The organism is Luteibacter sp. (assembly GCF_051958795.1).
Taxonomy (GTDB): domain Bacteria; phylum Pseudomonadota; class Gammaproteobacteria; order Xanthomonadales; family Rhodanobacteraceae; genus Luteibacter.
Window position 1 is genome coordinate 1 of sequence record NZ_JBQCFT010000013.1, and the last position, 13,713, is coordinate 13,713.

The following is a 13,713-nucleotide window of genomic DNA, read 5'->3' on the forward strand; positions in this document are numbered from 1 at the left end:
AGGAAATCCAGCATGCGCACGAGGTGGCCGCGGATCGGGCCAGACCAGCTGGCGGCCCTGCTCGGATCAGGCCGCCGACAGCGGTAGCCGCACGCGGAAGCATGCCCCGCCATGCTCGGCATCGATCACGTCGATGCTTCCGCCATGGCGTTCCACGACCTGCCGCGCGAGATGCAGGCCGAGCCCCGTGCCCGTGCTGCTGGGGCGCGTCCGGTAGAACGGCTCGAAGATGCGGTCGCGCTCGCCGAGGGGAACGCCGCGTCCTTCATCCGTTACCGAGAGCTCGCCCAATGTATTCACCGCGACGCTGATGGGTCCTTCGTCGCCTGCGTGCATCATCGCGTTCTGGATCAGGTTCATCAGTACGCGTGACAGCGCAAGTGCGTCGCCGTGCACCCACACGGGCGTGCCCGGCCCGTCGAAGGCGATGTCGTTGCCTGACTCCAGTGCGACCGGCGCGATGTCGCCGACGGTATCGGCAGCGAGCTTCGCGAGATCGAGACGCTGGCAGGCCGCGGCATCACCGTTGAAGCGCTGCAGGTCAAGCAGCTGCTCGGCCAGGTTCCACAGCCGCGCGACGTCGCCGATGAGACGCGTGCGCTCGGGGCCCGGGTCCATCGCCTCGATGCGCGTGCGCAGGATCGCGATGGGTGCGCGCAGCTCGTGCGCTGCGCTCGCGAGGAAGCGATCGCGTACGTCATAGCCTTCACTGACGCGGGTCAATGCGGCGTTGAAGCCGCGCACCAGCGGCTGGATCTCATAGGGTACGGTCTGGTCGGCGAGTTTCGCACCGCGCTTCTCGACGTCGATCGCGTCGGCGTGCCGCGCCACCTCGCGCACGCTCTTCATCGAGCGGCGCACGATGATCGGCACGATGATCAGGGTCGCCAGCACCGTGGGGAGTAGCAGTCGCCACGTCAGGTAATCCGCGACCATCGTGGTGAGCCCGCCGGCGGATGTCGTCGAGGCGCCGCCCATCATGAAGTGCACCTTGCGGAACTTCCATTCGACCAGGCGAATCGCCGCAGTATCGGTATACGGTGCGCGCGAGCCGTGGATGTCGGAGGCGGCGAGGCGATCCAGGCGGTCGATCAGCGGCGCGAGGCTGGCAGGCGGCGTGCCCTGCCGATACGCATGCCCTGCTTCATCACGGGCGACGATCCAGAGGTCGGGGTAGTCGTGCATTGCCTGGCGCAGCGCTTTCGTCGGTGAAAGGGCAATGCCCCCGTCATTCGCGGGTACCAGCGAATCCTGCACCTCTTCGACCAGCTTCGGATCAACGTAGGACACGCTGTCCCGGTGGATCTGGTAACCCAGGATCAGGAACGCGGCCATCATGATCAGGCCCTGGGGGAGGACGATGCGCAGCGTGAGCTGCCATGCCAGCGACCTACCGTGCCTTGCCATGCACCTTGCTCCGCAACAGGTAGCCGACGCCACGAATGACGTGGATGTCTACATCCGCACCGGCATCATCCAGGGAGCGGCGTAGCTTGGAGATATGCGCGTCCAGCGCGTTCGACTGGATCTCGTCATCGAAGTCGTACACGGCCTCGAGCAGGTCGTTGCGTGACACGGTGCGGCCGTGGCGCAGGCAGAGCGCCTCGAGGACGAGCAGCTGGCGCCGCGGCAGGCGCAGCGGGGTGGGGCCGATGAAGGCTTCATGCGCGCCGAAGTCGAACGACAGGTTGCCCACGGTGGCGCGGGGAATATCGCGCGGCGATTGCCGGCGCGAGACCGCGCGGATGCGCGCCAGCAGTTCCTCGACCGCGAATGGCTTGACCAGGTAGTCGTCGGCGCCGAGATCCAGCCCCGCAATGCGGTCGGCGAGCGATCCCCGGGCGGTCAACACGATGACCGGGACCCCCGGCAGGCACTCGCGTGCCTTGCTGATCAGGCTGACGCCATCCCCGTCAGGTAGCTGGCGGTCCAGTACGACCAGGTCATGCACGCACTGGCGCAGGGCCTCGCTGGCCTGGAGGAGGTTGGGGGCCACGTCGATCACGAGGCCATGCCGCTGGAGAGCGGTACGCAAGGCATCCGCAAGTTCGGTTTCGTCTTCGACCAGGAGTATCCGCATTGCCCATCCACGCCAAACGCCAGATAAATCGTACCCCGGGGGGCTCCCGGGCGCGGCAATGTTCTGGCAATGTGGGCCCCCTGACCATGCAGGCTCCCCCAAAGGGCGTTACCCCCGCCATGCATTACGGAATTGTCCGACGGATCGTCACCCTCGCCGAGCTCATCGAGCCCGACCGCGCGCAAGTGTGGACGTGGTTTTTCGAGACCCGGATCGAATCGCTGGGTGGCCGCCCCGTCGAGCTGGCCTTCCACGGCCGGGGCCAGGAGGTGGTCGATTTCCTCCATGACCTGCTCGCCCGGACCAAAGGGGCCCGCAACGTGAAGCCCTTCCCCCGCCGGCCGCGACGCCACGTGGGCTTGCAGCCTAACGACGAGCTGTTCGCGGGTGGCGATGCGCCGGTCGTGAGTGTTCCGGGCCGGTAAGCGCTACTACCGAGCGGTCCGGCGTCAGGCGTCGGTGATGCCCACGACCACGCCAGCGCTCAGCCAGTCGGCCAGCAGCTGACCCGCGCGTTGCACGCCTGCCTCCTCGCCGAGCAACCCGACCAGGGTTTCGCATAGCGAACCGAAGCCGGGATCTTTGCCCAGCGCCACGAGGGCGGCGCTTTCCACGGCGTCGGTGCGGCGCAGGCGCGCCATGTGGTCGCGGCGCCAGACGAGCAGGCCTTCGGGTGCGGCGAGCCATTCGCTCTCCACGGCGGCCTCGCCATCGCGCAGGGCCATCCAGACGTCGTCGGCGTTCGTCACGGCGCGGCGCACCCGCACGCTGGGCGAGAGCACCAGGTTCGCGTGGTCCCAGTCGACACTGGCTAGCGCCTCCGGCGTGGCCGGAAGGGTATCGGCGGCGACAAACGCCTCGCCGAGCATCCACTCGATCCACGCCAGCTCTTCGAGGTCCGGGTTGCGCGGATGGAGTGCACGCAGCGTCTCGCCGAAATCGGCGCCGTAATGGTCAAGGGTCCAGCCGCGTGGCGGACGCGCATCGATATGCGTGATGGCGGCCTCCCGGAACGCGTCCTCGCCGATGAACCGGCGCAGCAGCGGGTAGCTCACCTCGAGGCAGCCCATGAGCTGCACGCGGTAGTTGTTCTGGTAGACCTGCAGGCCAGGCCGTGCGCTCGCACCGAACGCTTCAGTGCCCGCCTCATCGCCCGTCACCAGCCACTGCCGGAACTGATCCTGGAGCGCCGCGAGCTTCATGCGGCTACCCGGTGCAGTTCGTCGCGCTGCCCGATGGCGCGGGCGATCGCGAGCTCGTCGAGCAGATCGGCGAGCGGTGGAATCGCATCGTCGCGCTCGATCATCGTGGCGACATCGCCGAGCAATGAACGGGCGGTGGCATAGAGCGACCACACGTCGTCGCAAACCGGCTGGTCGTGCGTGTCGATCAGGAGCCCAGGGCCTTCGGTGTGCCCTGCAAGGTGGATCTGGCGTACGTGTGCCGCGGGGATGCCGTGCAGGAACGCATGCGCGTCGAAGCCGTGGTTGTGCGCGCTGACGTAGACGTTGTTCACATCGAGCAGCAGGCCGCAGCCGGTGCGCTTCGCCATCGCGCCGATGAACTCCCACTCCGCCATCTCCGCGCCATCGAACGCGACGTAGCTGGACGGGTTCTCGAACAGCATGGGCCGGCCCAGCGCGTCCTGGGCCATCTCGATGTTGCGGCAGACCATGTCCAGCGCCTCACCGGTGTAGGGCACCGGGAGCAGGTCATGCGAAGAGAAGCCCGCGACCCGCGACCAGCTCAGGTGGTCCGAGACGAACAGCGGCTGGATCTCGTCGGCGAGAGCGCGCAGGCGGCGGAGGTAAGCGCGGTCGAGGCCGTCGGAGGATCCGATCGACATGGACACGCCGTGCAGCACGACGGGATGCTTCTCGCGGACCCGGCGCAGGATATCCCGCGGCTGGCCGCCATCGACCATGAAGTTCTCCGAAATCACTTCGACGAAATCGACCGGCACGTCGCCTTCGAGGAAGTCGCGGTAATGCTCCTTGCGCAGGCCGAGGCCGTAGCCGGAAAAGGTAGGAATGGTCGTGGACATCTCAACTCTCCGATGGCTGGTAGGAGCCCACCCTGTGGGCGACATCTTTCGCGTTACCGTCGCAGGCCCTGTGGTTATTCCGCGAACGGCGTCGCTCACAGGGTGAGCTCCTACAACAGCGGGGGTGTTACTGCGGCTCGGTCAGCGTGCCGCCGGCGGCCTTGCATTCGCTGGGCAGTTTCACGACGACGCCCTGGCCCTTGCAGCTGTTGAGGCCCTTGCAGTCGTTCTTGGCGGTGGCGCAGAGGCTGGTGCCCTTGCAGGTGTTCACGCCGTAGCAGCGGGAAAGCTCTTCCTTCGCTGCGCCGGCCTTGTCGGCGGCGTGGGCGGCCGGCGCGGCGAACTGTGCGATGGCGATGGCGACGAGCGCGGCGGCGCCGGCGAAGGTCGAGCGGGACTTGGTGACGGTGCTATGCATTGGGGTGCTTCCTTGGTGGAGGGTGGCTTACTTCGCTTCGCGGGCGGCTTCTTCGATGACCGCGGCGACTTTTTCCGGCTGCGAGATGTACGAGACGTGGCTGCCCTGGACCTCGGTGACGTGGGCGTGGGCGCGCTTGTACATCCAGCGCTGGAGATCGGGGCTGAGCGCGTGGTCCTGGGTGGTGACCACGGCCCAGACGGGCTTGTCGTGCCACGCGGCCACCGGTAGCGTGGCGTTGAACGCCGCCTTGGCGGCGGGTACCTGCGATACCGCCATGAAGTCGGTGCGGTTCTTCGCCAGGTCACCGGCGAAATCGGTGCCGAACTTCGCTTCGCTGAAGAACAGGTGATCGTCGCGGGTGGCTTCGATGTCGTTGCTCGGTGCGGGCATCGAGCCGACCAGCTGTGACACGCTCTCGCCCACTTCCGGCACCAGCGCCGAGACATAAACCAGCGCGGCGACCTTGTCGCGGGCACCGGCCTGGGTGATCACCGCGCCGCCGTAGCTATGGCCGACGAGGACGACCGGGCCATCCTGCTTGCGGATCTGCTCGCGGGTCTGGTCGACGTCGTCGGCCAGCGTCTCGATGCGCGGCTGCACCACGCTGACGTGGTAGCCCTTGTGGATGAGGATGTCGTGGACGACACGCCAGCCGGAACCATCGACGAAGGCGCCAGGGACGATCACGATGTTCTTCACGCCGGAGGGCGCGGGAGCGTCGGCGGCGAAGGTCGCGGAGCCGGTGCCGAGGGCGAGCGCGGTCAGCGCGAAAAGAATGCTCTTACGCATGTGGGTAAGCCTGCGGTGGTGGGGGGTGGTTAGCGGCGCGGTGGGAACAGGAGCCGGTCGAGCGACCAGCCGCCACCGCCGCGGGCGCTGAGGGGGAGCAGCAGCCCCGCCCAGGTGAGGTGGGTGGGCCATGCATCCGGGTAGACGAAGATCTCGATGACCGTGGTCATGGCGAGCAGCGCGAACGCGGAGAAGCGGGTGAAGAGGCCAAGCACCAGCAACACGGGGAACAGGTGTTCCGCGTAGGTCGCGAGGTGTGCGGCAACGTTGGAGGGAATCAGCGGCAGCGCGTATTCCGAGGCAAACAGGTCGTAGGTGGAATCCTTGATGGTGAGGAAGCCTTCGACCTTCGTCCGCCCGGACTGGAAGAACACCGCCGCGATCCCGAGGCGCGCCACGAGGAGCAGCGCGTTTTCAGGGATCACCCGCGACAGCAGGCCTGTCATCGCGGGTGCCTTGCGGACGGCGGGGACGAAGGTGCTCACGCCTTGGCCTCGAGCGTGCCATGGCCCTTCGGCGTCTTGATCGTGACGCAGGTGCCCTTGTCGACGAGCTTCCAGGCATTGCCCTGGTAGTCGGTCTTCGAGGTGCCGGCGCAGCTGGTGCCGGCGCCGGCGGCGCAATCGTTCTGGCCGGCCTTCGCCACGCCATAGCACTTTTCCATGGGCTTCTTCGCTTCATCGGCATGCGCCGCGCCGGCGATGGCGGCGAGGCCGAGGGCGAGGGTCGCGGCGAGCGTGCTGTACTTACGGTTCATGGTCGGTTCCCTGGGATCAGACGAGGTTGAGTTCGACATCGACGTTGCCGCGCGTTGCCTTCGAGTACGGGCAGGTGCGGTGCGCGGCATCCACGAGCGCTTCGGCGGTTTCGCGGTCGAGGCCCGGCAGGCTCACGTTGAGGCGGGCCTGGAGGAAGTAGCCGCCCGTGCCGGTGCCGAGATCGACTTCGGCGTTGACCGCCGTGTCCTGCGGCAGGCGCAGCTTGCGCTCGGCGGCGGCGAGGCCCATGGCACCGATGAAGCAGGCCGACCAGCCGGCTGCGAACAGCTGTTCCGGGTTGGTGCCGCCACCGTGGCCGCCCGGCGGGGTCAGCTTGATGTCCAGGGCGCCATCGGCGCTGGTGGCGCGGCCGTCGCGGCCGCCGGTGGTGCGGGTCTTGCCGGTATACAGAACGGTATCGATCTTGCTCATGGTCGTGTCCTCATGGGGTGGGTGGCCGGTGTCGGCTGGTGAGGCACATGAAAACGTCCGGGCGTATCCCGCTTGTGTCGCGTTCCGGGCCAAAACGCATCGGAATGTGTCTGGCGGCCCCGCGGATACGTTTCGATACAAAGCGGGGGAGGCTGGTACGTTTCGATACAAAAGCCGGCCTCGCCGGACATCCCCGGGACAAACGGCGCTCCTCTAATGCAAGGCGTACCCACTCCCCCGAGGTCACCATGAACACTTTCTTCCGCGTTCTTACCGTTTTCGCGCTGGGCGTCGGCCTGGCTACCGCGTGGCCGGGCATCGCCGGTATCGCCCGCGCAAGCGATCCCCCGGCGGCGGGCGCTACGGCACCGGAGTTCACCGGCATCGACCACTGGTTCAACTCGCCGCCCCTGCGCATGCAGGAACTGCGCGGCAAGGTCGTGCTGGTGGAGTTCTGGACGAACGAATGCATCAACTGCCTGCATGTGCTGCCGCACACGAAGGAGCTCTACGACAAGTATGCGAAGGACGGCCTGGTGGTCGTGGGCGTGCATACGCCGGAGTACGACGAGGAGCGTGACCCCTCCACGGTCAAGGCCACGATCAAGCGCTTCGGCATCGACTGGCCGGTTGCCGTGGATAACCAGAACGCTACGTGGAACGCCTGGAACAACCAGTTCTGGCCCGCCCTTTACCTCGTCGACCAGCAGGGCCACGTTGTGTACCAGCACTTCGGCGAGGGAAACTACGACGCGACGGAAGCGAAGGTTCGCCAGCTGCTGGGCAAGGGCTGAGCTTGTAGAAAACCACTTGTTTGCACGAGAACGGCAACGGCATGGAACACATCGACCACATCCTCGTCGTCGACGATGACCACGGCATCCGCACGGGCGTCGTCGACTACCTGCGCAAGAACGGCCTGCGCGCGACGGCCGCCGCGGATGGCCGCGAGATGTTCGCCCAGCTCGATGCATCGGCGTTCGACCTGGTGGTGCTCGACATCATGATGCCGGGCGACGATGGGCTGGCCTTGTGTCGCACGCTGCGCGCGGGCAAGCACAAGGCCATCCCGGTGCTGTTGCTCACCGCCCGCGACGATGAAACCGATCGCATCGTCGGCCTGGAAATGGGCGCCGACGATTACCTCACCAAGCCCTTTTCACCGCGCGAACTGCTGGCGCGGATCAAGGCGGTGATCCGCCGCACGCGCATGCTGCCGCCCAACCTGCGTATCACCGAAGCGACCGAGATGCTCGCGTTCGGCAAGTGGCGGCTCGATACCACGGCGCGCCACCTGCTCGACGAGGAGGGTACGGTCATCTCGCTAAGTGGCGCGGAATATCGCCTTCTGCGCGTGTTCCTCGACCATCCCCAGCGTGTGCTTACCCGCGACCAGTTGCTCAACCTGACCCAGGGTCGCGATGCGGAGCTGTTCGATCGCAGCATCGACCTGCAGGTGAGCCGCCTTCGCCAGCGTTTGCAGGATGATGCGAAGGACCAGTCGTACATCAAGACCGTGCGCAGTGAAGGCTACGTCTTCAGCATGCCGGTGGTCGTAGCCGGGAGCGGCGCATGACCCACGCGCGGCTTGCGTGGCTGCCGCGGAGCATGGCCTCGCGGCTCTCGCTCATCCTGTTCTCTGGCTTGCTGCTGGCGCACGGCCTGTCGTTTGGCCTGCTGGCCTACGAGCGCTACCAGAGCGCGACCGCGGTCATGCTCAACACGCTCGAGCATGAAGTCGGTACCTCCGTCGCCATCCTCGACCGCCTTCCGGCCAATGAGCGTGCACGCTGGCTTCCCCGCTTGGCGCGGGATAACTATCGCTTCATCCTGGGCCCCGGTGAGCCGGGGCAACCGCTGGTCACCGAGCGCTCGCGCGATGTCACCGCGCGCATCACGCGCGAAGTCGGTGCGCGCTATGCGGTTGCGGCGCAAACGGTGTCGACGAAGCCCGAGCGCTACCAGGTGCACCTGACCCTGGCCGATGGCTCGCCGTTGACGCTGGAGGTGAACCCGCATCCACCGGCCATGGCGGACTGGCTGCCCTTCGTGTTCATCCTGCAGATGATCGTGCTGCTCACCTGTGCGTGGATCGCGGTGCGCCTCGCCACACGCCCGCTGGCGCGGCTTGCGAACGCGGCCGAAGCGATGAAACCAAATGCGGATCCGCACCCGATCAGCGAAGAGGGGCCGACCGAAGTGGCGCAGGCCGCGGCGGCGTTCAATGCGATGCAGGAGCGCATCGGCGTGTACCTGAAGGAGCGCCTGCACATCCTCGCTTCGATCTCCCACGACCTGCAGACGCCGATCACCCGCATGCGCCTGCGCGTTGAGTCGCTCGATGAAGGCCCGGAGAGCGAGCGCCTGCTCGCCGACCTGGCCGAGATGGAGCATCTCGTGCGCGAAGGCGTCGCTTACGCACGCAGTGCCCACGGTGGCGACGAGGCACCGGTGAAGATGGACCCGGCGGCGTTCATCGAGAGCCTGGTCTTCGATTACCAGGACGTCGGCCGGCCGGTCTCGCTGAGCGAGATGGCACACGGTGCCGCGATGGTCCGGCCGCGCGCCTTGCGCCGCGTGTTGACCAACCTCATCGATAACGCCATCAAGTACGGCGGCAGCGCCGAGGTGGCGAGCTGCCGTTCCGGAGAAGGCGTGCTGTCGATCACCATTGCCGATCGCGGGCCGGGGATTCCTGACGCCGAACTCGAGAACGTGCTGCAACCGTTCCATCGGCTGGAGGGCTCGCGCAGCCGCGACACGGGTGGCGCAGGTCTCGGCCTGGCCATTGCGCTGCAGCTGATGCGTTCGATCGGGGGCGACTTGCGGCTGGTCAATCGTGAAGGTGGTGGGCTGGTCACGCGGGTTACGTTGCCCTGATGCCATCGCGTGGGCAAGCACGCTCCCACAAGGGCGCGGTTTGCTGCTTTTGCAAATGCTGCCCTGAGGCCATCGCGTGCAAGCACGCTCCCACAAGGGCGGGGAAGCATGCTGTTGTGGGAGCGCGCTTGCGCGCGATGCTTCCAGCCTAGGAAAACGCCTGCCGATACGCGTAAAGCCCAGGCGTCCCGCCCGTCACCACGAACAACACACGCTCACCCTTCGCAACAGCCCCGCTTCGCAGATCCTGCAACAACCCCGCGAATGCCTTCCCGGTATACACCGGATCCAGCAGCACACCCTCCTGCGATGCCATGAGCCGCACGGCCTCCAGCATGGCGTCGGTCGTCACGCCGTAGCCGTCGCCGAGCTGCGAGCCATCGACCTCGACGTGGGCGAGGTCCACTGTGGCATCCGTACCTAGAAGGCCCAGGGCGGCATTCGCGAGGTCACGCGTGGTCTCGCGGGCCTTCTCCGCCGGCGCCAGCACCGCATACGCCTTCGCCGTGCGCGGATCCCTGCGCATGGCGGCCAGACCAGCGATAAGCCCCGCATGCGTACCCGAGCTGCCATTCGCCACGGCGATGCGGTCGAACTGCACACCCATGGATTCTTCCTGCCCAGCGATCTCCCGCGCGCATCGCGCGTACCCGAGTACGCCTCGCGGCGTGGAGCCACCGACGGGAATCACCATCACCTTGCGGCCACGCGCACGCAGTTCGTCCGCGCGTGCGAGGGCGTGGTCTAGCGCGTTCTCTCCCGTGGCCAGGATCAGCGGTCGGGCTCCGAAAAGGTCATCGAGCAGGACATTGCCATTCTTCTCGTAGTCGTCGCCGTCGCGGGGCACCATGCGGGCGAGGATCAGTTCGCAGGCGAGTCCGAGCTTTGCCGAGGCGGCGGCGGTGAGCCGCGCATGGTTCGATTGCACGCCACCGACGCTGATGATCGTATCGACCCCATCAGCCAGCGCCGCGCCGAGGTGATACTCCAGCTTGCGCAGCTTGTTGCCGCCGCCACCGAGTGGCATGACATCGTCGCGTTTGGCGTAGAGCTGGATGTTGCGATCCGCAAGACCGAGCGCGGCTTCGATGCGTTGCAGGCGCTGGATCGGCGTCGGGCCTTCGACCAGTTCGGTGCGGGGCAGGGTGTCCAGTGCGGCGAGGGCTTTGATGTCCATGGCGGGGTCCAGGAGCAGAGGGGCGAGTTTACGCCTGGCGCAGCCCCGGACCTATCGCGCGCAAGCGCGCTCCCACCAAAGATATCGCGGCCCCCAGGGGGAGCGCGCTTGCGCGCGATGGGGCCCGCCCCAGTCCCGCACCTAGAACGGCGGCAACCCATCCGCCAGCTTCTCATGCTCCTTCAGCACCGGCAGCTGGCTGCGCGCCCAGTCGCGGATCTCGGGGTCTTCGCCCTTGTCGGCTTCCAGTTGGTACAGCCCTGTCGCCAGCTTATGGTCCTTCACCATGGCGTCGGAGTACGCCCGATCGAATTTCGCGCCGTCCAGGTCCTTCAAGCGGTCAATCTCCTGCTGCTGCGCCGGCTCAGGTGCCACGGCGATCTGCAGGCCCTTGGTGCCGGCGAGCTTGCCCAGCGCTTCGTTCGACTTCGAGTGGTCCTCGACCATGCGTGCGGCAAAGGTCTTCACCGCATCGCTCGAGGCCTGGCCGGCGGCGAGCTTGCCGAGCGCGACTTCGGTGAGGCCTGCACTGCTGGCGCGGCGCACGAAATCCGCGTCGGCGGTCGTGGTCTTCGCGAACTCCGCCGCATAGGCGGAAGCGAATACGAATGGGGCAAGCGCGACGAAGGCAAGGCGGGCGTGCATGGTTCGGTTCCTCATAAAAGGAGACGCCCCGGCCTGGGCCGGGGCGTCGTCGGGGTGCTACGCGTCCGGGTCGTTACAACCTCGGCCCGCGGCGCAGCCCGCCAAACAGAAGCGACAGGATGAACAGGATCAGGAACACGACGAACAGGATCTTCGCAATGCTGGCGGCACCGGCAGCGATACCGCCGAAGCCGAAGATCGCGGCCACGATCGCGACGATGAAAAAGACAACGGCCCAATAAAGCATGTGGGTTCTCCTCGGGTGGTCACAAAGCCCGAACGGCGGTGGCCGCGTCAGGTTGGGTGCCATTCGAGCATCGGTCTGTTCAAGGAGTCGTCTTTGCGCGGTGAGGTAGCGGATCACCGGTTTTTGGCAAGTTGCTCACGTAACCTTGCCGTGGCTGAACCGCTAGGTAGGACTACTTAGTGCGGAAGACCTTAAGAGCGCCCCTACACCGGCCGCAGCGCGGCACACGCTCGCACGGTGGCTTCGTTGTCGGGAAAGCAACACTCGATGCGGATCTCTTCCAGCGTGACGTCACGCGGCGTGGCGAAACTGGTGATCGTCGAGAAGAAGCGGAACTCGTCGCTGCCCCGGCGCAGCACGGTAGTCAGCAAGGGTGCCGGTGCGTCGTCGAGGTCGCGCAGGCGCCAGCGCGAAGGCACGCCCGGATAACCCAGCGCTTCCTCGAGCAACGCCGCGAGCACATCGTCCGAAGGGTTGGCCGCGACGGCCTCGTGCAGATGGCGGATCAGGTCACCGGCAACCTCCTCCCAGTTCGCGACGGCCGGCCTGAGGTCGTCGGGGTCGAAGATCTGCCTGACCATGTTGCGATGCTTCACGCCGCGACCGCCCATGACGACACCCGTGACCCGGCGCGCGGCGTCGTTGGCCTGGAGGATGTCCCAGTGCCGGTTCAGCACGAAGGCCGGGTACGGTTCCTGCTGGCGAAGGATGAGTTCGATCGCGCGGTTCACCGCCGAGAGTGCCGGCATGGCCAGCGCCGTCTCGCTGTACCGTGGTGCAAACCCGGCCGCCACGAGCAATGAATTCTTCTCGCGCAGCGGCAGCTCCAGGCTATCCGCCAGCCTGGCAACCATGTCGCGGCTGGGCCGCGCCTTGCCGGTTTCGACGTAGCTGAGATGGCGCGCGGAAATCCCCGCATCGAGGGCCAGCCCAAGCTGGCTCACGCGGCGCGCCGTACGCCAGGATTTCAACAGGGGACCGAAGGCGGGGGTCTGCATGCGCCGACGTTAGCGGGTTACCAGGCTGGCGGCCATAACCTGCCAGGTCATCGCGACATGACCTGGCGCGGCGTTGCGGGCCGCGCGGCATGCGAGGATCGTGGCCCCACCTCCCCTGATGGATGCATGCCGTGAGCGCTTCCCGATTCCGCGACCTCCACCATGCCGGCAGCCTGCTGGTCCTTCCCAACGCATGGGATGCCGGCAGCGCCGCGGCGATCCAGCATGCCGGGGCGCCCGCCGTGGCCACGACCAGCGCCGGCGTCGCCTGGGCATGCGGCTGGCCGGATGGCGACCAGCTGCCGGCCGATGAACTGCTGGCCTCGGTGAAGCGCATGGCGGCCGTGTTGCGCGTGCCGTTGAGCGCCGATATCGAAGAAGGCTGCTCGAACGATCCGGGCGAAGTCGGCCGGTTCGTGTCTGCGCTCGTCGACGCTGGTGTCTCCGGCATCAATATCGAGGACGCCGGGCGTGATCCCGCCGAACTCGCTGCGAAGATCCGCGCGATCCGCGCGGCGCTCCAGGGGCGCGATCTCTACATCAATGCCCGCACGGACATCTACCTGCGCGGCATCGCCGCCGGCGACGAAGCGGTCGGCGAAGTGGTCCGCCGCGCGGGGCTGTTCCACGAAGCGGGCGCGGATGGCCTGTTCGCACCGGGCATCGCGAACGTGGACGAGATCCGCCACGTCGCGGGTTCCATCGGCGGCATGCCGCTGAACGTGATGCTGGTGCCGGGGCTGCCTGCGCATGCGGCGTTGTATGAAGCAGGTGCGCGGCGCCTGAGCGCGGGTATCGCGCTTGCGCTGGATGCCTATGCGGGCGCGGCGAAGGGAGCGGCGGCGTTCATGGCGAAGGCAGAGCCGGAGGCGCTGAGTTATCCGTTGTTGAATGCGTTGTTGAAGCGCTCGGGCGGCTGATCGCGTAGGAGCCCACCCTGTGGGCGATATCTTTCGCGACACAGCCGCAGGGCTTGTTGGGTGTTCGCGAACGGCGTCGCGCACAGGGTGCGCTCCTACGGGTTGCGGCCTTCGGGCAACAAAAAAGGCGCGGCTTTCGCCGCGCCTTTTTCCATCGCCAACCGGCGCTGTCTTACTTCTTCTTGACGTCGAACGCCGTGTCGCCGACCGACTTGCCGTTGAGCGAGATGGCGACCTTGTACTTGCCTTCCGGCCACTCGTTCGGGTTCTGGATCTTGAACGTGGTGACTGCCGGGCCGTCGGTGCTGATCGACTGGCTGAG

General features: G+C 66.8%; 18 protein-coding genes. 5 read left to right on the forward strand and 13 right to left on the reverse strand.

The window, feature by feature from the left end; all coding sequences use genetic code 11:
* Positions 1 to 66: 66 nt before the first annotated feature.
* Both ACTHLF_RS00920 and ACTHLF_RS00925 read right to left on the reverse strand, forming a co-directional pair.
* Positions 67 to 1,407 carry a sensor histidine kinase gene (locus ACTHLF_RS00920; protein WP_440324019.1) on the reverse strand — a complete coding sequence of 447 codons (1,341 nt, stop codon included), beginning with the start codon at positions 1,405 to 1,407 and terminating at the stop codon, positions 67 to 69.
* Entirely contained in the window at positions 1,391 to 2,080 is a 690-nt protein-coding gene (locus tag ACTHLF_RS00925; RefSeq protein WP_440324021.1) for a response regulator transcription factor, read from the reverse strand. The genes ACTHLF_RS00920 and ACTHLF_RS00925 overlap by 17 nt, the downstream gene beginning before the upstream one ends.
* A 119-nt stretch (positions 2,081 to 2,199) precedes the next feature.
* Between ACTHLF_RS00925 and ACTHLF_RS00930 the strand changes: the two genes are divergently transcribed.
* The gene (locus ACTHLF_RS00930) at positions 2,200 to 2,505 is read left to right on the forward strand and encodes a hypothetical protein (protein ID WP_440324023.1); all 306 of its coding nucleotides are present in this window, start codon (positions 2,200 to 2,202) and stop codon (positions 2,503 to 2,505) included.
* A 24-nt stretch (positions 2,506 to 2,529) separates the two neighbouring features.
* Here ACTHLF_RS00930 and ACTHLF_RS00935 read toward each other — a convergent pair whose 3' ends face one another.
* The 7 genes from ACTHLF_RS00935 to ACTHLF_RS00965 form a co-directional block, all read right to left on the reverse strand.
* Entirely contained in the window at positions 2,530 to 3,282 is a 753-nt protein-coding gene (locus ACTHLF_RS00935) for an HvfC/BufC family peptide modification chaperone (RefSeq protein WP_440324024.1), read from the reverse strand.
* Positions 3,279 to 4,124, reverse strand: a complete 846-nt coding sequence (gene bufB, locus ACTHLF_RS00940) for an MNIO family bufferin maturase (RefSeq protein ID WP_440324026.1) — start codon at positions 4,122 to 4,124, stop codon at positions 3,279 to 3,281. The genes ACTHLF_RS00935 and bufB overlap by 4 nt, the downstream gene beginning before the upstream one ends.
* 127 nt (positions 4,125 to 4,251) lie before the next feature.
* Positions 4,252 to 4,542: a BufA2 family periplasmic bufferin-type metallophore gene (gene bufA2, locus ACTHLF_RS00945; protein ID WP_440324028.1), complete on the reverse strand. Its 291-nt coding sequence runs from the start codon at positions 4,540 to 4,542 to the stop codon at positions 4,252 to 4,254.
* A 27-nt stretch (positions 4,543 to 4,569) separates the two neighbouring features.
* Positions 4,570 to 5,334, reverse strand: a complete 765-nt coding sequence (locus tag ACTHLF_RS00950; RefSeq protein ID WP_440324030.1) for an alpha/beta fold hydrolase — start codon at positions 5,332 to 5,334, stop codon at positions 4,570 to 4,572.
* A gap of 29 nt (positions 5,335 to 5,363) precedes the next feature.
* Positions 5,364 to 5,819 (reverse strand): DoxX family protein, encoded by a 456-nt coding sequence (locus tag ACTHLF_RS00955; protein WP_440324032.1) that lies wholly within the window; start codon positions 5,817 to 5,819, stop codon positions 5,364 to 5,366.
* Complete coding sequence (locus tag ACTHLF_RS00960) at positions 5,816 to 6,091, reverse strand: BufA1 family periplasmic bufferin-type metallophore (RefSeq protein WP_440324034.1); 276 nt, start codon at positions 6,089 to 6,091, stop codon at positions 5,816 to 5,818. Before ACTHLF_RS00960 ends, ACTHLF_RS00955 begins: the two co-directional genes overlap by 4 nt.
* 16 nt (positions 6,092 to 6,107) lie before the next feature.
* Positions 6,108 to 6,524: an organic hydroperoxide resistance protein gene (locus ACTHLF_RS00965; protein ID WP_440324036.1), complete on the reverse strand. Its 417-nt coding sequence runs from the start codon at positions 6,522 to 6,524 to the stop codon at positions 6,108 to 6,110.
* 248 nt (positions 6,525 to 6,772) lie between these two features.
* On the opposite strand from ACTHLF_RS00965, the gene ACTHLF_RS00970 reads away from it, so the two are divergent.
* From ACTHLF_RS00970 to ACTHLF_RS00980, 3 genes are read left to right on the forward strand one after another with little or no spacing between them, the layout of a single operon-like run.
* The gene (locus ACTHLF_RS00970; protein ID WP_440324038.1) at positions 6,773 to 7,318 is read left to right on the forward strand and encodes a redoxin family protein; all 546 of its coding nucleotides are present in this window, start codon (positions 6,773 to 6,775) and stop codon (positions 7,316 to 7,318) included.
* Between the two features lie 41 nt (positions 7,319 to 7,359).
* On the forward strand, positions 7,360 to 8,100 hold the full coding sequence (locus ACTHLF_RS00975; RefSeq protein WP_440324039.1) for a response regulator: 741 nt from the start codon (positions 7,360 to 7,362) through the stop codon (positions 8,098 to 8,100).
* Positions 8,097 to 9,404 (forward strand): sensor histidine kinase, encoded by a 1,308-nt coding sequence (locus tag ACTHLF_RS00980; protein WP_440324041.1) that lies wholly within the window; start codon positions 8,097 to 8,099, stop codon positions 9,402 to 9,404. The genes ACTHLF_RS00975 and ACTHLF_RS00980 overlap by 4 nt, the downstream gene beginning before the upstream one ends.
* Positions 9,405 to 9,552: 148 nt before the next feature.
* Here ACTHLF_RS00980 and ACTHLF_RS00985 read toward each other — a convergent pair whose 3' ends face one another.
* From ACTHLF_RS00985 to ACTHLF_RS01000, 4 genes are all read right to left on the reverse strand, one after another.
* A complete protein-coding gene (locus ACTHLF_RS00985) occupies positions 9,553 to 10,581 on the reverse strand; it encodes a D-cysteine desulfhydrase family protein (RefSeq protein ID WP_440324043.1) in 1,029 nt (342 codons plus the stop codon).
* Between the two features lie 141 nt (positions 10,582 to 10,722).
* On the reverse strand, positions 10,723 to 11,226 hold the full coding sequence (locus ACTHLF_RS00990; protein WP_440324045.1) for a DUF4142 domain-containing protein: 504 nt from the start codon (positions 11,224 to 11,226) through the stop codon (positions 10,723 to 10,725).
* A gap of 73 nt (positions 11,227 to 11,299) precedes the next feature.
* On the reverse strand, positions 11,300 to 11,473 hold the full coding sequence (locus ACTHLF_RS00995) for a DUF1328 family protein (RefSeq protein WP_045831119.1): 174 nt from the start codon (positions 11,471 to 11,473) through the stop codon (positions 11,300 to 11,302).
* A gap of 203 nt (positions 11,474 to 11,676) precedes the next feature.
* The gene (locus ACTHLF_RS01000) at positions 11,677 to 12,471 is read right to left on the reverse strand and encodes a helix-turn-helix domain-containing protein (protein WP_440324047.1); all 795 of its coding nucleotides are present in this window, start codon (positions 12,469 to 12,471) and stop codon (positions 11,677 to 11,679) included.
* 131 nt (positions 12,472 to 12,602) lie between these two features.
* Between ACTHLF_RS01000 and ACTHLF_RS01005 the strand changes: the two genes are divergently transcribed.
* On the forward strand, positions 12,603 to 13,391 hold the full coding sequence (locus ACTHLF_RS01005) for an isocitrate lyase/PEP mutase family protein (RefSeq protein ID WP_440324048.1): 789 nt from the start codon (positions 12,603 to 12,605) through the stop codon (positions 13,389 to 13,391).
* Positions 13,392 to 13,713: the final 322 nt, after the last annotated feature.